Origin of the sequence: Cryobacterium cheniae (assembly GCF_004403395.1) — a bacterium.
In the GTDB taxonomy this organism is placed as follows: Bacteria; Actinomycetota; Actinomycetes; order Actinomycetales; family Microbacteriaceae; genus Cryobacterium; species Cryobacterium cheniae.
Genome location: NZ_SOGN01000013.1, coordinates 1 through 19,421, shown reverse-complemented (window position 1 = coordinate 19,421; position 19,421 = coordinate 1). Strand labels below are relative to the sequence as shown.

Annotated in this window: 18 protein-coding genes and 1 pseudogene; 12 read left to right on the top strand and 7 right to left on the bottom strand. The window is 63.4% G+C overall.

Annotation, left to right across the window (positions count from 1 at the left end; translation table 11 throughout):
* Together E3T23_RS15080 and E3T23_RS15930 are read left to right on the top strand one after the other, a co-directional pair.
* Positions 1-1,009 (top strand): annotated as a pseudogene (locus tag E3T23_RS15080) (helix-turn-helix domain-containing protein); the annotation flags it as partial.
* Positions 1,010-1,302: 293 nt separating this feature from the next.
* Positions 1,303-1,821 (top strand): DUF3566 domain-containing protein, encoded by a 519-nt coding sequence (locus E3T23_RS15930; protein ID WP_420898292.1) that lies wholly within the window; start codon positions 1,303-1,305, stop codon positions 1,819-1,821.
* A 48-nt stretch (positions 1,822-1,869) separates the two neighbouring features.
* Here the strand turns inward: E3T23_RS15930 and E3T23_RS01985 are convergent, their stop codons facing one another.
* On the bottom strand, positions 1,870-2,184 hold the full coding sequence (locus tag E3T23_RS01985; RefSeq protein ID WP_134368737.1) for a DUF7882 family protein: 315 nt from the start codon (positions 2,182-2,184) through the stop codon (positions 1,870-1,872).
* 89 nt (positions 2,185-2,273) lie between these two features.
* Here E3T23_RS01985 and E3T23_RS16080 point away from each other — a divergent pair, with 89 nt between their 5' ends.
* Positions 2,274-2,654: a four-helix bundle copper-binding protein gene (locus E3T23_RS16080; protein ID WP_478213373.1), complete on the top strand. Its 381-nt coding sequence runs from the start codon at positions 2,274-2,276 to the stop codon at positions 2,652-2,654.
* Positions 2,655-2,677: 23 nt separating this feature from the next.
* Here the strand turns inward: E3T23_RS16080 and E3T23_RS01980 are convergent, their stop codons facing one another.
* From E3T23_RS01980 to E3T23_RS01960, 5 genes are all read right to left on the bottom strand, one after another.
* On the bottom strand, positions 2,678-3,079 hold the full coding sequence (locus E3T23_RS01980; RefSeq protein WP_134368736.1) for a hypothetical protein: 402 nt from the start codon (positions 3,077-3,079) through the stop codon (positions 2,678-2,680).
* 359 nt (positions 3,080-3,438) lie between these two features.
* Positions 3,439-4,971 carry a PTS transporter subunit EIIC gene (locus E3T23_RS01975; protein WP_134368735.1) on the bottom strand — a complete coding sequence of 511 codons (1,533 nt, stop codon included), beginning with the start codon at positions 4,969-4,971 and terminating at the stop codon, positions 3,439-3,441.
* A 239-nt stretch (positions 4,972-5,210) separates the two neighbouring features.
* Positions 5,211-5,672, bottom strand: coding sequence for a PTS sugar transporter subunit IIA (locus E3T23_RS01970; RefSeq protein WP_134368734.1), 462 nt, complete (start codon positions 5,670-5,672; stop codon positions 5,211-5,213).
* A gap of 114 nt (positions 5,673-5,786) precedes the next feature.
* On the bottom strand, positions 5,787-6,722 hold the full coding sequence (gene murQ / locus E3T23_RS01965) for an N-acetylmuramic acid 6-phosphate etherase (protein ID WP_198416163.1): 936 nt from the start codon (positions 6,720-6,722) through the stop codon (positions 5,787-5,789).
* Positions 6,719-7,669 (bottom strand): MurR/RpiR family transcriptional regulator, encoded by a 951-nt coding sequence (locus tag E3T23_RS01960; RefSeq protein WP_198416162.1) that lies wholly within the window; start codon positions 7,667-7,669, stop codon positions 6,719-6,721. The genes murQ and E3T23_RS01960 overlap by 4 nt, the downstream gene beginning before the upstream one ends.
* Before the next feature lie 512 nt (positions 7,670-8,181).
* Here E3T23_RS01960 and E3T23_RS01955 point away from each other — a divergent pair.
* The 3 genes from E3T23_RS01955 (at position 8,182) to E3T23_RS01945 (ending at position 11,392) form a co-directional block, all read left to right on the top strand.
* Positions 8,182-9,129: a DNA-processing protein DprA gene (locus tag E3T23_RS01955; protein WP_134368733.1), complete on the top strand. Its 948-nt coding sequence runs from the start codon at positions 8,182-8,184 to the stop codon at positions 9,127-9,129.
* Between the two features lie 532 nt (positions 9,130-9,661).
* Positions 9,662-10,597, top strand: a complete 936-nt coding sequence (locus E3T23_RS01950; protein WP_134368732.1) for a DUF3560 domain-containing protein — start codon at positions 9,662-9,664, stop codon at positions 10,595-10,597.
* Positions 10,598-10,972: 375 nt separating this feature from the next.
* Positions 10,973-11,392 (top strand): DUF3846 domain-containing protein, encoded by a 420-nt coding sequence (locus E3T23_RS01945; RefSeq protein ID WP_134368731.1) that lies wholly within the window; start codon positions 10,973-10,975, stop codon positions 11,390-11,392.
* A 211-nt stretch (positions 11,393-11,603) separates the two neighbouring features.
* On the opposite strand, the gene E3T23_RS01940 is transcribed toward E3T23_RS01945, so the two are convergent.
* On the bottom strand, positions 11,604-12,470 hold the full coding sequence (locus E3T23_RS01940) for a coiled-coil domain-containing protein (protein ID WP_174843828.1): 867 nt from the start codon (positions 12,468-12,470) through the stop codon (positions 11,604-11,606).
* Positions 12,471-13,354: 884 nt separating this feature from the next.
* On the opposite strand from E3T23_RS01940, the gene E3T23_RS01935 reads away from it, so the two are divergent.
* The 6 genes from E3T23_RS01935 to E3T23_RS01910 all read left to right on the top strand — a co-directional run bounded on the left by E3T23_RS01935 (position 13,355) and on the right by E3T23_RS01910 (position 19,301).
* On the top strand, positions 13,355-14,008 hold the full coding sequence (locus tag E3T23_RS01935) for a ParA family protein (protein ID WP_134367338.1): 654 nt from the start codon (positions 13,355-13,357) through the stop codon (positions 14,006-14,008).
* A complete protein-coding gene (locus E3T23_RS01930) occupies positions 14,008-14,427 on the top strand; it encodes a hypothetical protein (protein WP_134368730.1) in 420 nt (139 codons plus the stop codon). The genes E3T23_RS01935 and E3T23_RS01930 overlap by 1 nt, the downstream gene beginning before the upstream one ends.
* Positions 14,428-14,493: 66 nt before the next feature.
* Positions 14,494-14,931, top strand: a complete 438-nt coding sequence (locus E3T23_RS01925; protein WP_134367334.1) for a hypothetical protein — start codon at positions 14,494-14,496, stop codon at positions 14,929-14,931.
* Complete coding sequence (locus tag E3T23_RS01920) at positions 14,932-15,318, top strand: hypothetical protein (protein WP_134367332.1); 387 nt, start codon at positions 14,932-14,934, stop codon at positions 15,316-15,318. It abuts the gene before it with no gap.
* Positions 15,319-15,350: 32 nt separating this feature from the next.
* Positions 15,351-18,254: a class I SAM-dependent DNA methyltransferase gene (locus E3T23_RS01915; protein WP_338145438.1), complete on the top strand. Its 2,904-nt coding sequence runs from the start codon at positions 15,351-15,353 to the stop codon at positions 18,252-18,254.
* Between the two features lie 39 nt (positions 18,255-18,293).
* Positions 18,294-19,301: a hypothetical protein gene (locus E3T23_RS01910; protein WP_134368729.1), complete on the top strand. Its 1,008-nt coding sequence runs from the start codon at positions 18,294-18,296 to the stop codon at positions 19,299-19,301.
* Positions 19,302-19,421: the final 120 nt, after the last annotated feature.

Sequence of the window (19,421 nt, the reverse complement as noted above, 5' to 3'; positions counted from 1 at the left end):
GGTGCGGGAGCCGCAGGACCTGGCGGAGTTGGACGCCATCGTGACCGACGTCGAAGCCCTCCTGACCCGGTTCCGGGTCACCCCGGGCCGGTGGGGCCGCACCGAGGCGTCCTCGAATCAGCAGACCATTCTCCGCGCCCTGGCCTACCTCACACTGCAGACCGGCAAACGCACGGTCGCCGCCGCGATCCGGGACCTCGGCCCGATGGGAGGCCTCGGCCGCACTACCGCAGCCGACGCTTTGACCGCCCTCGCGGCTGCCGGTTACGTCGAGCGGGTCAGTGCGAGCGACGACGGCAACGCCGCCGAATGGCGCCTAGCCTCCACGTTATCCACAGGTCCCAGTACAGTCCGGTCACAACCACTTAATAACCCCCGCCCCCCGCACGAAATCCCGTCGTCTCCAGGACGTTCTGCAGCTGAGCTCTTCAACACCCGCACCCACCTCGTCGCCCTGCTCGAAGAACAACTCACCGACCAACGCCACGACCTCTTCACCCGCCGGGGTCTCGGACACCTCGCCGGCAAGCTCTACGCCCTGCTGCGTCAGCACCCGTCCCTCACCATTGACTCCGCAGCTCGTCTCCTGGGCGTTACGGCCCGGCACACTGCCACGATCCTCAGTCGCCTCCGTCGTCACAAGCTCCTGGTCGTGCACCGTGATGGGTGGGCCAGGTCGAAGCAGGATCTTAGGAATCAGGCAGCCCTGCAGCTCAACGTACTGGGAACACTGCTGGCTCGAGCAGAGCGGTATCGGGTCGAGCGGGAGGTGTGGGCGTGGTGGCAAGCCGAACTGACCACGATGATGTCCACGCCCAGGTCCCGGCCGCGGCGCCCACACGTGTCGAGCCGGCCATTGTTTGAGGCGAGCACGCCCGGGGAGCGGGTGTGGCCGCGGTATCCGCGGGCCAGCACCAACCTGGCCGATCACCGTTCCGCGCTGGAGCTGGTGGGTGCTGGTCTGCTCAACCCGGAGAACCGGTGGCAGTACCTGGGCGAGGCCGCATAGTCGGCGGCCTCCGTTGAGAGCGGTGGACCGATGGGTTGCTGGGGGTGCTGAGGGGTGTCGTGGTGGGGGTGGGATCTCCGGACTTTGGGGAGATATCTGACAGCGTCACCAGTTATGAAGGCTTTCATCGGACGCGCGAGTGCGAGCTGCTGTGGGGTCGGTGACCCACAATCACGGATTGAGTGGGGTGAGGGGGTTAATGGTTTGAGGCCGGCACCGCCGGGGACGGCACGGGTTTTAGTGGGGGTGGGCTAGGTTGTTGCCACAGCTGCCCGGGGTGGGTGCGAGTGGTGATGAAGCGAGTGTGGGGGTTTGTGATGCGTAGCGGTTCGGGTGGGGTTTTGGATCGGTATGGGCTTCGTGCTGCGGGGTTGCTGCAGGTGCGGGTCCGGTGGGCGTCGGTGAATGTGTGGTCGGTGGTAAAAGTGTCCGCGGTGATGGGGATCGGGTTCGGTGTTCTGGCGGCCGTGTTCACTCTTGTGGTGTGGTCCGTTGTGGCGGGAACCGGGTTCTTTGTTGAGTTGGATCGTGTTGTGGACGGGTTTGGGCAAGCTGGTACGGGCGGGAGTGTGAGCGTCTGGGCCGACGCGAACCATGGGGTCGGTGTTGCCGGTGTGGTTGGGCTGGTCACGGTGCTGGGTTGGACGCTAAGTGGGATGGTCTGGGCTGTCGTGTACAACGTGGGTGCAGCGTGTGGCGGGAGCATCCTCATTGGCTTCAGCACTGATTCCACCTCTCCGGGTGCGGCACCTGGTCAAACGAGGTTGGGTGAGGACGGAGTACAGCGGTCGGGGCGGTCGGGGCGGGTGTGATGTGGTTGCTGGGTGGTCTGCTCGCTAGATAGTTGCGGGGTGTGCGCTTTACCCGGTGGTGGGGTGGGGTGGTTCGGGGACTAGTTCGAGGCCGGTGGTGGTGTTGGCGGTACGGAGCAGGGCTTCTAGCCAAGACCGGTTGAGGTGGGGTGGGTGAGCGGTGGAGAATTTGAAGGACAGCGGGATCCCGGGGTGAATCCAGATGGCGTTTCGGCCGCTACCGACGGCGTGTGGTTCGTCTGACCAGGTGAAGTGGAACCCTTCTTGGTGTTGAAGTTTGATGTTGATGGCGCTTTGCAGGTGTGCCAGGGTCCGGTCATCGAAGCTGACAGTCATGCGCGAGTTATACGTCAGGCGTCCCACGCGACACCGGCCAATTCGGTTGTGGGGGGCGCCGTACCGGGCTTACCGGTGGGGTGTGAGAGAGAGGGGTGCGGGTTTAGGGTGTGGATATGAGCGGCAGCGACGGACAGTGGGCGTTGATTCGAAGTCATACTGCGACGTGCGTGGATGCCTGCGATGCGCTTGTTGCGGTGAGTGGAGATTGTGCCGATGCGTGTCTGGAATTGGTAGGTAATGGTGACATTACCCGGTGTTTTCTTGCGAATCTGGATTGTGTGGAAGTGTGTACGATGACGTCCACACTGTTGTCGTGGCACACGGCGGCCAACCGGGCAACGATGATCGTGATCCTCGGAGTGTGTCAGGAAGCGTGCAGGGCATCCCTGGACGCCTGTGAACGGATGGCGGAGCTGCAGGACTCGTGGAATACGTGCTCGATGGCGTGCCGGCGGGTCAGTCGGGCCTGCACGGAATTGCTCGGCGTCTTGTAAGGGGCAAGCCCCGGTCGAGGCCCTCACGAAGTGCGACCGATGTCGGTGACGTCGGTGACGTCGGTGACGTACGTGATGTCGGTGATGTACGTGATGTCGGTGATGTCGAAATCGGTGGTCGCGATCTCCGAATACGCGGGTGATGGTGTGTGCTGCTGTAGTGCGTGGATGCGGTCGCGGAGGAATGCGAGTACTTCGGTGATGTTTGGTTCGTCCCAGAGGGAGTCCTCGGGGACGCTGATCAGCTCACTCCAGGGTCCGACGATCAGTTTCACGATGATCGGTTTCCCGGTCAGGTTGATCGCGGGCAGGGTCAGGGACTCGGTCGTCTGACTGCTGTTCAGGGCGGTGACGAGTTGGAAGAGCGCGTCCGTGATGGCGTCAGCGGTGAGGAAAGAGGTCCCACTGTAGGAGATTCGTCGCATTCCTCTACTGTTTCCCAGCCCTGAGTGGTATTCAACCCCCTTGCCAGGAACCCCGCTCGGGTGTTACTGCCCTGGGGACACACCTTTTGCGGGCCGGCTGGGTCACGTGCCGCTGACTAGTGGTGTGTTTGTGACTCCGGAGGATTATCCCCACGCCTGCGTGTTATCGGCAACGCACTGACGGAGGGTTGTGGCCGGACGCCCAATAGCCCGGCCGCAAAATTCGCTTTCGTGCCTGCGACACCTGCAACCTCACTCGGGTCTCGTGCCACCACGTAAGAAAGCGGTGGGCGGCCACACGACGTTTGGTCCGGAGAGTTCGTCGGGGGTGGTGCTCGAGGGCGGCGAGAGAGGAGATGTCAGGAGCGGTGGTGGGAGCCGGCCAGGGTGGGGATCTGATCGGCGGGGTCGTCCGTCCCTTCTGGGGCGTCGGCGGTGGGGACCAGTCCTGCATCGATGGTGTCGTCGGTGTTGAGGCGCACGAGCTGGTCGCGGGTGAACCCGAAGAACCAGGTGGTGAAGAATCCCACGGTGTAGGCGACGATGAGGCCGGATGCGTAGCCGAGTGCGGCGGCGCCCCAGCCGTGATTGCCCTGGAGTAGTGGGAACAGTGAGATGTCACTGGCGCCGATGGCGATCGCGCCGACGGTGTAGCCGAGCTGGTCGAAGAGGCCGACTACGGCGCCGCCGAATGCGCCGCCGATGCAGGCTGTGATGAAGGGACGGCCCAGCGGGAGGGTGACGCCGTAGATGAGGGGCTCGCCAACACCGAGGAATCCTGCGGGCAGTGCGCTTTTGATGGTGCGTCCGATGCTGGTGTTGCGGCGGAGCTTGAAGAACACGGCGATCGCGGCACCGATTTGGCCGGCGCCGCCCATGGCCAGGACCGGCAGCAGGGTGGTGTAGCCGACCTGTTCGATCAGGGTGGTGTGGATGGGGGTGAGTGTTTGGTGCAAGCCGGTCATCACCAGTGGCAGGAACAGGCCGCCGAGGACGAACCCGGCGAAGACACCCGCTGTGCTCAGTAGCCAGGTGGCGCCGATGCCGATCTGGATTGACACCCAGCCGGCGGCTGGCATCAGGAGGAAGAGGGCGGCGAGGCCGGCGATCAGCACGGTCAAGGTGGGCACGATGAACAAGGCGAGCACGTCGGGCGCCCATTTGCGGGCCCACCGCTCGACGTAGGCGCCCAGGATGGCGGCGCCCATGGCGCCGAGAACCCCTCCCTGGCCGGGGGCCAGCTGTTGGCCCCAGACGACGATGTTCGCGACTCCGGGGGCCACGATGATTCCCCCGATGACGCCGCCGATGATGGGCGTGCCGCCGAACTCTTTGGCCGCGTTCATCGCCACGAACACGGCGAGCAGGGCGAAGAACCCGCTGGACATGACGCTAAAGATCGGAGACAGAGTGGCCAACCACGGGACCTGGCCGCTGGTGGCCAGGTTGGTCAGGATTCCGTTGATGCCGGCGATGAGTCCGCAGGCGATCAGTGCGGGGATCAGTGGGACGAAGATGTTAGAGATGCGTCTTAGAGTATTTTTGACCGGGGTGTTATTGCGTTGTTTGTTCTGTTGCCGGATGGCCGCACCTTTGTCGGCCAGCCGTGTCGCCGAGGAGGCAGCTGCCCCGTCTGCGCGGGCGGCGCTGAGGGCCGACTCCACGTCGATGGCGACCCGGTCAACCAGACCCGGGCCCAGAACGATCTGGCAGTTATCGCCGGGCAGGGCAGCGAGCACCCCGGGGATCGCACGCAGAGCGGCGACATCGACTCGATCCTGGTCACGGACGCCGACACGCAAGCGGGTCATACATTTTTCGACGTCGATGATGTTTTCGGCGCCGCCCAGACCAATGAGCAACTGGTCTGCGATGACTCGTGAGTCGGCCATGACTGAAATCCTTTCAAGCAAAGTGTGAGGTTGTGAGGGGTTCTCGTGGAAGGAGAAACCCGAGGGACAAAACTATGTCGTGATATGAAAATAGCTTTCACTGACTCAAGAGTCAAGAGAAATTTAATTTCATCGGGTAGCGGTGTAGCGGAGGGCCGGGTTCGGTCGTCCTCACGCCGGGATCTCTGTTGCGCACTCCTGGGTGGAGCCGGTTAGATCGATGACGGAATCCGGATGGGTCAGCTCGGCCAGGAAAACAGCAGCTCGGCAGCGTCGACGGTGGTGGTTGTGGTCGGCGCAGGCACGGCGCCCGGCGGGCTCTGCAGAATGATGACCAGGCAGATGTCGGCGTAGCCGTGGGCGGCAATGACCTGTGGGTCATATCGGACTACCGGGTCGCCGGCCTGCACGACGGACCCTTCGGCGGCCAACACCTCGAAGCCCTCACCATCCATATGAACCGTGTCGATGCCCAGGTGAACCAGAATCCCGGTCCCCAATGCGGACTGGATAACGAAAGCGTGCGGCTGGATCCGAACAAGGGTGCCAGTCACCGGCGCTCGAGCCGTCACAAGGCCGGTGTCCGGGGAAGGCTGAACAGCCACTCCCCCGCCGACGATTTCCTGGGCGAACACGGGGTCGGGAACATCGCCGAGCGACAGCACCGTGCCACGCAGAGGGCTGAGGATATTTTCGGGCATAGTAGTGTCTCCTGAAGTGTGCCGTGCGGGGACTTGCAGACGAATCGAGACGTGTATCGCCGTCAGCGCTGCACGCCCGTGCCACACGGTACGACCCGAGTTAGCGGGGATCGCTTAGGGCGATGTGATGGCGGTGCGGACGTCGCCGTGAGCTTGTTCGAGGCGAGCGGTGGCCATGGGGAAATCAGTGTCGGTGAGGAGCATGACCACGGCGGTCTTGGCATGCCCGCCGGCCTGATCAATTGCAGCCGCGGCGGTATCCGGGTCTGCCCCGGTGGCGGCACTGACGATGCGCCGGGCACGGTCAACCAATTTGGCGTTCGTGGGTTGGACGTCGACCATCAGGTTGTGGAAGACCTTTCCGGTGCGGATCATGCTGGCAGTGGAGAGCATGTTGCACACCAGCTTCTGCGCCGACCCGGCCTTCAGCCGGGTAGATCCAGTCAGCACCTCAGGTCCGGTGTCGACCTCGATAGCGACATCGGCGTGTCTGCTGATCTCCGCGCCACGATTGCAGGCCACCGAGACGGTGGCCGCCCCAACGCGTCGGGCATAATCCAAACCGCCAATGACATAGGGGGTTCGGCCGCTGGCGGCGATACCGACGAGAACGTCAACGTCGGTGAGTCCGACTGCCCGCAAGTCGTTCACCGCGAGGTCGGGATCATCTTCAGCACCTTCGACAGCCTTGAGGAACGCACGCTCGCCGCCGGCGATAAGCCCGAGGACTTCCCCGGGGTCGGTACCGAACGTCGGTGGGCATTCAACAGCGTCCAGCACCCCGAGTCGGCCGCTGGTGCCGGCACCGAGGTAGATCAGCCGTCCGCCGCGGCGGCGCGCGCCGACAATCGCATCGACCGCGCTCTCGATCGCCGGTAGTGCCGCCGCCACCGCAACGGGGACCGTGCGGTCCTCCTGGTTCATCACGGTGAGCAGGTCCGCGACGGACATCGTGTCCAAGTCCGTGGTGCGGTCATTCGCGGTCTCGGTGCCCAATGTGGCGAGTGCCATGGTGTTATCCCTGTCCTTGATGTTGGTGACGCGATTCATGATTCTTTTCGTCCCGGATGAGTAGTGACGGCGGCGTAGGTGCGTTCAAGCGCGGCGCGGGCCCCGGGCAGCGTCTGCGCGACGCCAACAAAGATGGCATCGACGAGCAGGAGCTGCCCAGCGCGGCTAGCCATCGCTGCAGAACGGAAGCCAAACTCTCGACCCGCGGTGACCAAAACATGTTCGCCATGGACCGCCAAACGGGAACGAGCGGCTCCAGTGATGGCCACCGTGCCGGCGCCGGTCGACCGGGCCGATTGCAGCGGGGCGACAGTGCCGAGGTTCTCTCCCGAGTGGGAAACGCCAATCGCCAGGTCGGCGGGGCCGAGCAGTGAAGCGCTGACCATCGCCGCGTCGTGTTCGGTGTATGCCCGGGCGACCAGTCCGACCCGGTTCAACTTCGCCGTGAGATCCTCCGCGACCAGGCCAGACGCGCCGATGCCATACACGTCGATCCGGCGAGCGGCCCGGATCAAATCGATCACTTTCTCCAGGGCAACGGGATCGACGAGTTCGGCGGTGGCACGGAGCTGTTCAGACTCAAACGCGGCCAGCTTGGTCAACACCACACCGATCCCGTCGCCGTCAGCAATGTCAGCGCCCACAGGAACACCCGCGTGATGGTCCGCACCGCCCTGCGCCGCCAACGCAAGCCGCAGCTGCGGGTATCCATCAAAACCCAGACGCCGCGCGGTGCGGACCACGCTCGCGGTGCTCGAGGACGCGCATTCGGCAAGCTCGTTAACCGTCAGAGCCGATGCCGCCGTGGTGTCAGAAAGCAGAACCCGGCCGATCCGGGCCTCCGCCGGGGTTAGCCCAGGCAGCATCGCCCGGAGCCTGGCGACTACATCCGACGGAGCCGGCGTGGCCGGGCCGGAGAACTCACGCGTCACATCGGTCGTGACGCCGCGATCAGGAGCCTGCCGGGAATCCCTGGTAGAAGCCATGGGCACCGTCCGCCTTTCAAAACACAATCACGGGTCCACCCCGCACATGTAATAAAGTTTCACGCATTGGGGCGGATTGTGTCAAGAGTTACAAGTTTTCCGCCCACACCAGATAGACGGCACCCCCGGCGACACATTCCTGGAAGCACACAACCGGACCGACATCGCCGCGTATGCAGAGATCCGGCAGCCCCAGCGACCCGACTAAACACCGCCACGCAGGTCGACCCACACGGAGCCGTTTGCGCCGGCCTGCCTTACCCCTGGCGGGGCCGGCTGCGCCGGAAAGAACCCTTCATTGAGCCGCCGCGCGGCACGTTCTGACCCCGTTTTTTTCCTTTCCGGCAGCCGATCGTAGTTCGCTCCCGGCCCTGCGTGCCCAATTATCGGGACGCGGTCGCACGCTCCCTCATTTCGCCCCGAAACCGGGCACTCCGGGCCTCCCGCTCTCAATCGATCTCTCTTGCCGGAAAGGCAAAAAACAAGTTGTTTTGAGGGAGAGGACCCACACCATGAACACCACCACCGCACACACGGCCGCCATGACTGCGACGCTGACTGAACTGTCCCAGGAACACGGTTTCAGCGTTGAACGTCTGGTCCGGATTCTGTGGACGATCGTGTGCGAGCCCGGCGACGCAACGGCCGGGTCCCTAATCGCCGACCAAGGCGCCGTCGCCGCCCTGGACCTGGTCCTCGGAGGGACCTGCGAGGACGTCGACGTGGTCGTGCTGCGGGAGCGTGTCCTGCCCCGCCTGGAGAGTGCGGAGTTCCGGCAGGTACTGGCCACGATCATCGAGGACGGCCACACCGTGTTGATCCCCTCCGATGACGGGTGGCCGGCCGGGCTCCGGGACCTGGGTTCCCGGGCGCCGTTCGCGCTCTACGTTGCCGGGGATCCGGGGCTCTTGACTCGTGCTGCCCCGAGGATCCTGGTCGAGGGTGCGCGGGCGGCCACCGGGTACGGGGAGCATGTCGCCATGGAGATCACGGCCGGGCTCGTCGCGCGCGGCCACATCATCGTCGGCACCGGCAGTTACGGCATCGCCGGGATAGCCCACCGGGCCGCCCTCGCGGCTGGCGGGCACACGGTCGTCGTGTCCGCGTCCGGGCTCGGCCGTCCCTTCCCGGCCGGGCACGGCGACCTCCTGACCCGGATCACCGAGCGGGGTGCGATCGTGACCGAGCTGCCCCCGCACCGGGCGCCCACGAAGTGGACCTTCATCCAGCGTGGCCGTCTCGCCGCCGCCCTGACCGACGCGGTCCTCATCGTCGAGGCCGGGTTCCGGTCCGGGAACCTGAACGTGGCCGGACACGCCACAGCACTCGGCCGCCCGCTCGGGGCCGTGACTGGCCCGATCACCAGCCCGACCAGCGCCGGATGTTCCCGGCTGATCCGTGACCATGGCGCCACATTGATCAGCACCACCGACGAAGCCGCAGCACTCACCACCCCCTAACCCGCCGAGCCGGACAGCCGGCCAGCTCCCGAGCTGGCCGGCGAGGGGCAGGAATCCCCCTCGCACTCCCCCGCCAAGGAATATCACAGTGATATCACTCTGAAACTGCGACGGCTAAGCCGTCAAAAGCGATATGGAGCCGCTTTGCGGCGCTGATTGCCGGGCATTTGTCCTATCTGGCCAATCAGCGTAGCTCCCTTGCGTGCCTGCGTCACCCGCAGTGTCGGACGCGCCCTGCGGGCTTATTTCGCCCGGCACTGCGGGCACTTCGGCACTCCCGGTCGCTCTCGATTTCTTTTGCCAGACAGGCCAAAAAAACAGTTGTCCACGAAGAGAAGAGATCCCATGGCTGAGTCCGATTGCTCGTACGAGAACACCTACCCGCGGGAGCGCTACGCGGACGGGAGCGCTACGCGGACGGGTGCGCCTGCAGCGGGTGCACCTCGGAAGGGGCCGTAGATACCCAGCCCGGAGAAACCTGCACCGCGACCCGCTACGCCGACAGCTTCGCCTAATCGAGGAAACAGAAATCATGCTCACCATCACCCACAGCCACGCCGCCGGAACCATGATCGACGGCACCAGTAAAGGCGATGGAACCGCCGAAATTCTCAAGACCGTTGGTTGGCGTTGGGGGCGCAGCATCAGCGCCTGGTTCGTCCCCCAGTCCCGCGACCGCCTCCCCAAAATCCACACCATCACCCGCACCCGGGAGGCCTTGGAAGCGGCCGGATTCGAGGTCGAAACCGACATCGACCACGAGCACCGCACGACCGCCGAGGTCGAGGCCGGAAAGATCGGACGTCAGGCCGACCGGGTCGACGCCCTGGCCGCCAAAGCCGACCGCAAGGCAACCGCCGAGGATGCCGCGTGGACCCGCGCCCAGAGCGCGCTGGACCGCCTGCCCGAAGGAGGAGAACCGATCAAGATTGGCCACCACTCCGAAAGCCGCCACCGCAACGCGATCACCAAAGCAGATAACGCCATGCGTAAATCAGTCGAAGCCAGCACCGACGCCACCCACGCCCAGGCAAGGGCCGACGCCTCCACGCACACCACCGACGCCCGCTACCGGCCCGTCACCGTGGCCAACCGCATCGACACTCTGGGGGCCGAGCTCCGCAAGCTAGAACGACGCGTCATCGCCCCGCGCTACGACGACGCACAGGGCTACATCGACGCCACCACCACCCAGAAGCAGGCCCGAGCAGACCACCTCGCACCCAACCTCGCCGAGAAGCGCGACCAGATCGCCTACTGGGAAGCCGTGCGCGCCGCCCAGATCGAGAGCGGAACGGCCACCGGCTACGACCGCAGCACCGTCAAGAAAGGTGACCGGGTGAAGATCCGCGGCCAGTGGCGCGAAGTCGTCCGCGCCAACCCCAAAACCGTCAGCGTCAGCACCGGTTACACCTGGACCGATACCGCCCCGTATGCGGAGATCCAGCAGCACCAGCGGCCCGAATAACCGCCGCGTAGGCCGGCCCACCCCGGGGCCGGCCGCCGCGAGGGGGACGGTGCCCCCTCACACTCCCCCACCAGGTGAATCCGGCCCGGAGGCCGGACCCACACGGAGCCGGCTACGCCGGCCTGCCCCGGAAATGACATTTCTTCCCTTGGTGGCCAATCATCGTAGTTCGCTTGCGTGCCTGCGTCACCCGCACTTTCGCACGCGGTCGCAGGCTCCCTTATTTCGCACGAGAGTGCGGGCACTCCGGCACTCCCGCTCTCAATCGATTTCTCTTGCCACCAAGGGCAGAAAAACGGTGGACGACAACACAACCACTGCCCACAAGAGAGCTCGGGACCCCGCGCACCTCACCAACCCTGGAGAGAGAACCCCATGACCACCAGCATCCGCAGCGTCAAGATCAACCCGACCGAAACCATCACCACCCTGGACGTGAACGAGACCAGCATCGGGGCGGACATCGTCGCCGCCATCGGCTGCCGGATGTTCGACGTCGTCGGTCTGGAGGACGACATCGATCTCTTCGTCGATGATGAAGGCCTCATCAACGGGTCCACCCTGAACCTGCCCGCGACCGTGCTCGCTCACCGGCTCGGCTCCCGCACGGTGATCTTCGGCACTGCGATCGCCGTCAGCGTCACCGGAGACGGTGAAACCGTCGGCCTCACCGACGCCCAGCTCGCCCGAATCCAGAAGTCTCTCGCGCAGAAGCCCGACGCCCCAACCGTCGACACCCTCGTCGACAGCCTGTCCCCGTTCCCCACCGTGGTGAGCATGCTCCGCAACATCTAGCCGCGACTCACCGGCTGGCCCTGACGGGCCAGCCGGTGAGGGGCAACCCCGCGCTACTCCCCCACCGGCGCGGCCACCGAACGCACGGATACGAACTCGGGTGCGTAACACCGGCCTGCGGCCGGCGGCGAGGGGCGAGTCCCCTCGCGCTCCCCCGCCACGGCAGCTCGTGGTTCGCCCGGGCTCGTCGACCTGATGAGGGCGGAGAGGTTTACTGCTTCGAGGCTGGTTTCCTGGTTGTGGGCGCGGTGGTTCGTGCTTCGGCGGTGTCGGCGCGGGTGCGCTGTTCGCGGGCGTCTTGGCGTGCCTCGGCCAGTTCGGTGCGGATCTGCTCGTACTGCTGGTCCTGGCTGGTGCGGAGGTCAGCGACCCGCTGATCCCCGTGGACCCGCTCCCGGTCAGCGTCAGCCCGAGCCGCGTCCCGCTCCACACTCACCGTCGCCACCGTGCCGCGCAGAGCACTGACCTCTTCGCGCAACGTTTCACGCTCGGTGCGGAGTTGGTCCACCTGCACTCGGGCAACGACCAGGTCAGCCTCGGCCCGCTTGGCCCGCTCCGCTTCCTCGTCAGCGCGGGCGACCGCGCCCCGGGCCCGCTCGTCCGCTTCCGCCCGCGCCATGACCGCAGCCTCCGCACGGGCTGTCGCCTCGGTGCGGGCTTGCTCGGTCTCGGTCAAATGCGCCTGGACTCCGGCCAGCTGCTCGCGGAGCTCGACCAGCTCCGCCTGCGCCGCCAAGTCCCGGGCCTCCCCCGCACTCCGGGTCGCGGCCAACTCGACCGTGACCTGCTCCAGCACCAGGGCCTGTTCGGCCAGCTGTTCGTGGGTCTCGGCCAGGGCTGCCTGCTGCTGCTCGGCCAGCTCGGAAGCCTCGACGGCGGCCGCGTCGGCCTCGACCCGCTCCGCTTCCGCCTTCCGCTGCGCCTGCTCCGCCCGCGTCGCCCGCGCCAACGCCGACGCGACCTGCTCGGCTGCCTCGGTCGTGACCGATTCGATCTGGGCCTCGGCCGCGTCGGGATCCGCGACCGTGCGGAGCTCCTCGACCAGCGCATTCAGCTGGGCGCCGAGGTGCTCGACCATCCCCGCGACCTGACCCCGGATCTCACTCGCACGCTGCCTCGCCGCATCAACCGGACGCTTCTCATCCTCGAGGCCCCGCGCCGGCTCCGCACTCAACCGGCGGCGCGCACGCCACGCAGCGGCCCGGTTGTGGCCCTCGTCATCGCAATACTCCGGCGGCCGCCCCGTCCCAGCCTCCGCAGCCACAGCAGGCCGCTCACACCCCGGGAACCGACACATACGCTGCTCCACCTGCACCAGATCACTCATAACGTCACACTATCAGAATTAAAAACAAAACACGTAACAAAATACGAAATACGAAAGCAATGCTGGATGAGGTGGCTCTCACACTCACCGTCCGTCCCGGACGGTGAGTGTGAGGACTCATCTCTATGTCAGTAATGCGTGGACACTGCTCATCTCGATGTCAGGGTTGGCGCGGGCGACGCCTGTGGCCGGGGCAACCGCCGGTCGTGTCCTCCACCTGGTCCACGTCCACCTGGGCACTCCCCCGCCTCGCGGCCGGCGGTGCCATGGTGGGTACTCATCCACCGCAGCTGGTTGCGTGNCTGACTTCGTGACTTCGTGACTTCGTGACTTCGTGACTTCGTGACTCTGCAACTCTGTAACTTCCGAACTCTGTAACGTCCTAACTCCGCTATGTCCGGCCCCTATACATGTTCGGCGGGAACTTCCTCAGATATTGACTTCGTAAGTCTGTAACTTCGCGAGTCTGTTATGTCGGAAGTTCGTTACTCCGGAAGTTTGTAAGTGCAACACGCGCAAGCTGAATGAGTCTGTAGGTTCCGGACTCTGGTACTTTCGAACTAACAGACTTAGTAACAACCGAACTTCGTAACTTACGGAATCTGGAACTTACAGAGTTACAGACTGGAGATCGAATGCGCATTGTCTCAATAGCCAACCAAAAAGGCGGCGCCGGCAAGACAACAACAGTAATGAACCTCGCGAGCGTCTGCGCTGAGAACTCCCGGGTCTTGGTTGTCGACGTGGACCCGCAGGGATCATCCGCGTGGTGGGCCGACAGGGCGGGGGACAGCCTTCCGTTCGATGTCGCCGACGACACTGACCCGAGAAATCTCGCCCGGCTGCGTGAGCTGCCCTACGACGTTGTCTTCGTGGATACCCCAGGTTCTCTTGAAGGCCGAGACGTGCTCTCTACGGTTCTTGGGGAGTCCGACTTTGTTATCCTGCCCACTGAGCCATCTCCGCTCGCTTTTGCTCCGCTGATGGCAACGATTAATGAGGTCGTCCTGCCGGCAGGGGTGAACTATCGGGTTCTGGTCAATCGGGTCGACCCGCGCGTTCCGTCGGACCTGGTTGATGCCCAGGGGCTGTTGGATGGAGCTGGCTTTGCCCGATTCGAAGCGGCAATTCGCGACTACAAGATCCACAAGATGGCTCCCATCGAGGGCCGTGTTGTAACCCAATACGCAGACGGTGACTCCAGAATCGCCAGCAAGGCGCGCGAGGACTACCGACGAGTTGCCCTCGAGCTCGTTTCCTACTGGGCCAACACCAAGGGAGGCAAGTGATGGCGAGGACGAAACTCACCCAGCTGCTTGGCGATCCAAAACCGGAAGCGGTACAGGCAGTCGTTCAGGTGCCCGTTCCGACTGAACCGGCACCAGCACCGGCAACAGAACCCGAGCCTGTTCCTACTCCTGCGCGGGCGACCCGTGTGGTAACTAAGCAGAAAGAACCAATCGGGGCGTCTGACGTCGGGGGAGGCGCCCACTATCTTTCCTTCGTTCGGAAAGAGACACGCCTGCGCGGCGATCAGATGGATGCCCTCGCGGCCAAGGCTCGCCAAATCAACCGCAACAAGACATACGGCGGGGAGCGCATCACAGACAACACGCTCATTCGCATAGCCGTAGACCTGCTGTTGGCCAGGGCCGACAAGCTCGCTGGAAGTACAGAGGATCAACTTCGTAACTCTGTAAGTTCGTAACTTCGTAGGCCGGCATCAATCTCTCCAGCCCTTCAATCAGATGTTTATCTGATGTACTGTGTCGATATGAGTACTGCGACTTTCACTGACCTTCTGCGCAAGCCCAAGGAGGTTCTGGCCCACATCGACGAGGGCCAGGTTCGGATCACGCGCCGTGACGGTGACGATCTCGTGATCCTTCGCGGTCACGATCTCGATGTCCTCGAGAACGGTGTAGCGCTCTCGAGTCGTCTGATCCGTGCGATCGGCCGGAACAAGGGCGACGTCGCGGCGGCGCTGACCGACCTGTTCGCGTGGACGGGGGAGTTCACCCCGGGGGAGCTGAGCGCGTACGCGGCCGAGATCGAGCAGCTGCTCTATGCCGCCAGTGAGCTGGGAACGTTTGAGCGGCTGCTGCGCGCGCAGCAGGAGTGGAAGGAAACGGCCCTGGCTTACGCGATGGGTATGCGACCTGTCGAGCCCATCGAGCTGCCGGCTGCTCCTGTCCGCGTTAATCGCCCGTAGATGGCGGGGAAACGCGGCACCCCGGTTCCGCGACCTGTAAAAGGCACCGAGTACGAAATCTTCTTTGGCAGTGTCGCTGCCGAACGCGGGTGGACTGATCTGAAGTCCACCGCGAAGAATGCCCTGGCGGACGCCTTCGACTATCTCACCGCACATCCCGCGAAGTACGACCCTGATCGCTGCTACAGACTGCGAGGAGATCTCGAGACAGTCCTTATCGACGGTGTAGCCCTCCCGCAGTGGCAGTACAAAGTGACCGATGGTGCTCGCCTCTGGTACGCCGTCGATGAGCCCAACGTCAAGGCGAAGAAGCCAGGACGCGTGTACATCACGAAAGCGGCCACCGGACACCCCAATGAAACGGACTCGAAGAAGAACTTCCGATAGCGGTCCAAGAAGCCCCACAACCAGCGGTCCGGATGCTGCGCCGAGATTCGGTTTTGGCCTGGGCTTGGGTACTGACAACCTGTCCGGCAGGGGCGAGGGGACACGGTACGGTCGTCATAAATGCTGAAACGACCAGGGACTATTATTCGCGGAACCGGTCGGCAAAAAGAAAGGTCGGTGTCGGGGTGGCGACAAGGTCTCTGAACGAGATTCGCAAGCGTGCGGGAAAGTTCGTGTCCGAGTGGAAGGATGAACCAGGCGAGGAGCGGCAGCAGGCGCAGTCGTTCGTCCGTGACCTCCTCGGCGTGTACGGCATCACGGAGACGAAAGCCGCCTCCTACGAACGGCGGGCGAAGAGGTCCTCGACTGGTAACGGCGGTTACATCGACGCTCTTGTCCCTGGTCTGTGTCTCGTGGAGATGAAGTCCGCCGGCAAGAACCTCGAGGAAGCTGAACGGCAAGCGTTGGACTACATCGACGATCTCACCGACGCGGAAGCCCCACGGTGGGTAATCACGAGCGACTTCCGGCAGTTTCGAATCCTCGACCTTCACGATCGGACAGAGGGTGCTGTCCAGGAGTTTGCGTTGACCGGCCTGCCAGTGAAGGCGGAAGCCCTGGCGTTCCTCGCCGGTTACCAAACTCGTTCGTTCGGATCCGTGGAGCAAGAGGCCGCATCTATCAAGGCGGCGCGCGTCATGGCCTCTCTGTACGAGACGCTTGAGAAATCCGGCTACCCCGACCATGAGGCGTCAGTCTTCCTCGTCCGGATACTGTTCTGCATGTATGCCGACGACTCGGGTCTCTGGGATCGCGACCTGTTCACGGAATTCATCGAGGACCGGACTAGGGACGACGGCTCCGACCTCGGCCCGCAGATTGCGATGTTCTTCCAAGTGCTTAATCAGAAGATCAAACCTGGGCATCTCGATGAAGCTCTGCAGAAACTTCCGTATGCCAACGGCGGCGTTTTCGCGGAGACCATCAGCATCCCTGCGTTCGACTCCGAGATGCGTTCCAAGCTCCTCGACGCGTGCCGGTTCAACTGGGCTGACATCAGCCCGGCTATCTTCGGGTCGTTGTTCCAGGCAGTGAAGGACAAGAAATCTCGACGCCAGCTTGGTGAGCATTACACGACCGAGACGAACATCCTCAAGACCCTCGGCCCACTATTCCTCGACGACCTCAAAACCCGATTCGCAGATGAGCAGCACAGCGTCCAGGGGCTGAAGAAATTTCGTGCCCACCTCGGTCAGATACGCCTTATCGACCCAGCAGCGGGATGCGGAAACTTCCTCCTTCTGAGCTACCGGGAGCTCCGAGCGCTCGATCTCGCTGTCCTCATTCGTCTCCGGGAACTGGGCGACACCACCGAAGTTCCGACGATGTTTTTCACCCGCGACGACCTCGTCGTCCGGCCAGAGCATTTCTTCGGAATTGAAATCGAGGAATGGCCGGCCCGAATCGCTTCGACCGCGCTGCACCTCGCTGACCATCAAGCGAACCAGGCGATGTCCCTTGAGCTCGGCATGGCGCCGGATTCCCTTCCGCTTGGCACTATTGACACAATCCACGTTGGCAACGCGCTTCGTACGAACTGGCGGGACATTCTTAATCCGACTGTGAACACAATCGTCGTCGGCAACCCGCCGTTCAAGGGACACCGCGGACGAGAAGCGGAGCAGGCCGCTGACCTCCGTACAGTCTGGGGTCGTGAAGATATTGGACGACTCGACTACGTCACCGCCTGGTACCGAAAGGCCGTCGAGTTCTTCGACGGAGTTCCGGGCGGACGGTTCGCATTTGTGTCCACCAACTCCATCACGCAGGGTGAACCCGTTCCCACTCTCTTCGGGCCAGTGTTTGCGGCCGGGTGGCGTATCCGGTACGCCCACCGCACTTTTGGCTGGTCGTCAGAAGCGCCCGGGGCGGCAAACGTGCATTGTGTTGTCATTGGTTTTGACAGGGGCGGCCGGGCAGCGCCCGCTCCGACGCTGTTCTTCTACGACACCCTCCGCGGCGCTCCTACGGCGAAGACCGTGGATCGCATCAACGCGTACCTCATCGATGGTCCGAATATCCTCGTTGCCCAACGTCGAACGGTCCTCGCACCCGACTTGCCGCCGGTCACCATGGGGAGCATGCCTCGTGATGGTAAGAACCTCATCGTAGAGAAAGAAGACTATGCCGAGGTCACCGCCGACCCCGTCGCAGCGAAGTACCTTCACCGATACATGATGGGGGAAGAATTCATAAATGGTGAGGATCGTTGGTGCCTCTGGATGACCGACCTTGACCCGGCGGATGTCGATAGGTCTCCGGTGCTGCGGAAACGCCTCGAGGGGGTTCGAGCGATGCGTCTTGCGTCCAAGGCGCCCTCCACTCGAAAAATGGCGGAGACCCCTCACTTGTTTGGGCAGCGATCGCAGCCGGAGACCTCGTATCTCGGGATTCCGAAAGTGTTCTCCGAACGACGGCGCTGGGCCACTGCGGCGCGGATGCCCGCGGACGTAATTGCTGGCGACAAGGTCTACAAAGTGGACGACCCGGACGGATTTGCCTTCGCCGTGATGTCTTCGAGCATGTTCATCACCTGGCAGAAGTCAGTCGGCGGCAGGTGGAAATCGGACCCGTCGTTTTCTAACACCCTTGTCTGGAACACGCTCCCACTGCCGAAGGTCACCGACGTGTTACGACAAGCTGTGATCGAGGCTGGGCAGAAGGTCCTCGACGCGAGGGACCTCCATCCGGGGCGCTCGCTCGAAGACCTGTACAACCCGCTTGCGATGGACCCCGTGCTCGTGTCCTCGCACAACGCGCTCGATAGGGTCCTCGACAAGGCGTTCGGCGCCCGGCGGGCCTTGGTGACGGAAGCGGACCGACAGCGAGTGCTGTTTCAGCGGTACGAAGAGATGACGACTGCCGGGCAACTCTGACCCAGCCCGGTACCGACGGTTTCATGAAAGCTGCACGTCATGGTTGATGCCATTTTTCGAATGCGGTTCATCGTCCCGCAGTTGTGGATCGGATTAGATGCCGTAGGGGCCAACTTTGAACTGAACTGGGATGGCTCATTGGTTCGAGTTAATCTCCCCAGTGACGCGGAGTCGTTTTCTGATCTGCCAGAAAACTATCCACAAAATCCCTTACCGTCGCTCGTTGGGAGCGGGCCAGTGTTCGCAGACCCTGACCGTGATGAACGCACGGCGGCGTTGGTCCTTTTCGAGGTGACCGTTGAAACGACGACGGCGTTTCCGATGCCGAAACCAGATGACCTGACGGACGAGCTACGCACCATCGCTGACAACGACATCAATGCAACGCGGCCAATAGCCGAGGCGGTGGCCGGTTTGTTTCTTCGGCATCTTCGCGCTGCAGCGCCAGCACAGTCCTGGTTGGGATTGTCCACTCACGCGCCAGCGCAGTATGGGATCGCGCAACTCGAGTACCGCGAAACCGGCGAACGCATCTTGGGATACGGCCCGGCACAGTCGGTGACAATGCGATCGTCGCGCATTCGGCTCGACGTCGGCAGCATCGAGTCGATAATGGATGACGTTTCAGCACGGCAAGAACCGAGCATTGCTGACTCGTTGCTCGCTGATGCCTGGCACCTCTCTGACGCACAGTCGGCAAACGACCAAGACCGGGCCACTCTGGTCGCGGCAACAGCGTGTGAGGTGAAGGTGAAGGAAATCATTCAGGATCGAGTTCCCCTGAGCGGGAAAGCGATGGCAAGGATGATCCTGAGTCGGCGGTCGAACCTTCCCGAGCTGCTTGACGAAGTGCTTCTTGCAACGCTGGGCGTGACATTGAAAAAGGCGAACGTCAACTTGTTCCAGGCGGTTAGCGCGTTGTCGACTCAACGGAATGCGATTGTGCACGGCGGTCGCCGCAATACAAAAGCCACTCAATCGCCTCTGCCTGCGCAGGTTGGGTCGAGTCTGTTCGAGTGGCTTGAGCAGCTTCCCAAACGCGAGTAAGCACTGCGGCACTGGACGGCCTGTCAGCGACGGTTGAAAAGTAGGCCAATAACGACGGGCGAAAAGTAGTCCACTGTTGTGTCTAACTATTCTGCCGTGTTCTCTGGTCGCGCCGAGGGA

What these genes read in the sequence shown, in the direction of transcription:
- E3T23_RS15930 (WP_420898292.1), top strand. Translation starts at nt 1,303, where the DNA reads ATGAAGCGAGTGTGGGGGTTTGTGATGCGTAGCGGTTCGGGTGGGGTT.
- E3T23_RS16080 (WP_478213373.1), top strand. Translation starts at nt 2,274, where the DNA reads ATGAGCGGCAGCGACGGACAGTGGGCGTTGATTCGAAGTCATACTGCG.
- E3T23_RS01980 (WP_134368736.1), bottom strand. Translation starts at nt 3,079, where the DNA reads ATGCGACGAATCTCCTACAGTGGGACCTCTTTCCTCACCGCTGACGCC.
- E3T23_RS01975 (WP_134368735.1), bottom strand. Translation starts at nt 4,971, where the DNA reads ATGGCCGACTCACGAGTCATCGCAGACCAGTTGCTCATTGGTCTGGGC.
- E3T23_RS01970 (WP_134368734.1), bottom strand. Translation starts at nt 5,672, where the DNA reads ATGCCCGAAAATATCCTCAGCCCTCTGCGTGGCACGGTGCTGTCGCTC.
- murQ (WP_198416163.1), bottom strand. Translation starts at nt 6,722, where the DNA reads ATGAATCGCGTCACCAACATCAAGGACAGGGATAACACCATGGCACTC.
- E3T23_RS01960 (WP_198416162.1), bottom strand. Translation starts at nt 7,669, where the DNA reads ATGGCTTCTACCAGGGATTCCCGGCAGGCTCCTGATCGCGGCGTCACG.
- E3T23_RS01955 (WP_134368733.1), top strand. Translation starts at nt 8,182, where the DNA reads ATGAACACCACCACCGCACACACGGCCGCCATGACTGCGACGCTGACT.
- E3T23_RS01950 (WP_134368732.1), top strand. Translation starts at nt 9,662, where the DNA reads ATGCTCACCATCACCCACAGCCACGCCGCCGGAACCATGATCGACGGC.
- E3T23_RS01945 (WP_134368731.1), top strand. Translation starts at nt 10,973, where the DNA reads ATGACCACCAGCATCCGCAGCGTCAAGATCAACCCGACCGAAACCATC.
- E3T23_RS01940 (WP_174843828.1), bottom strand. Translation starts at nt 12,470, where the DNA reads ATGGTCGAGCACCTCGGCGCCCAGCTGAATGCGCTGGTCGAGGAGCTC.
- E3T23_RS01935 (WP_134367338.1), top strand. Translation starts at nt 13,355, where the DNA reads ATGCGCATTGTCTCAATAGCCAACCAAAAAGGCGGCGCCGGCAAGACA.
- E3T23_RS01930 (WP_134368730.1), top strand. Translation starts at nt 14,008, where the DNA reads ATGGCGAGGACGAAACTCACCCAGCTGCTTGGCGATCCAAAACCGGAA.
- E3T23_RS01925 (WP_134367334.1), top strand. Translation starts at nt 14,494, where the DNA reads ATGAGTACTGCGACTTTCACTGACCTTCTGCGCAAGCCCAAGGAGGTT.
- E3T23_RS01920 (WP_134367332.1), top strand. Translation starts at nt 14,932, where the DNA reads ATGGCGGGGAAACGCGGCACCCCGGTTCCGCGACCTGTAAAAGGCACC.
- E3T23_RS01915 (WP_338145438.1), top strand. Translation starts at nt 15,351, where the DNA reads ATGCTGCGCCGAGATTCGGTTTTGGCCTGGGCTTGGGTACTGACAACC.
- E3T23_RS01910 (WP_134368729.1), top strand. Translation starts at nt 18,294, where the DNA reads ATGGTTGATGCCATTTTTCGAATGCGGTTCATCGTCCCGCAGTTGTGG.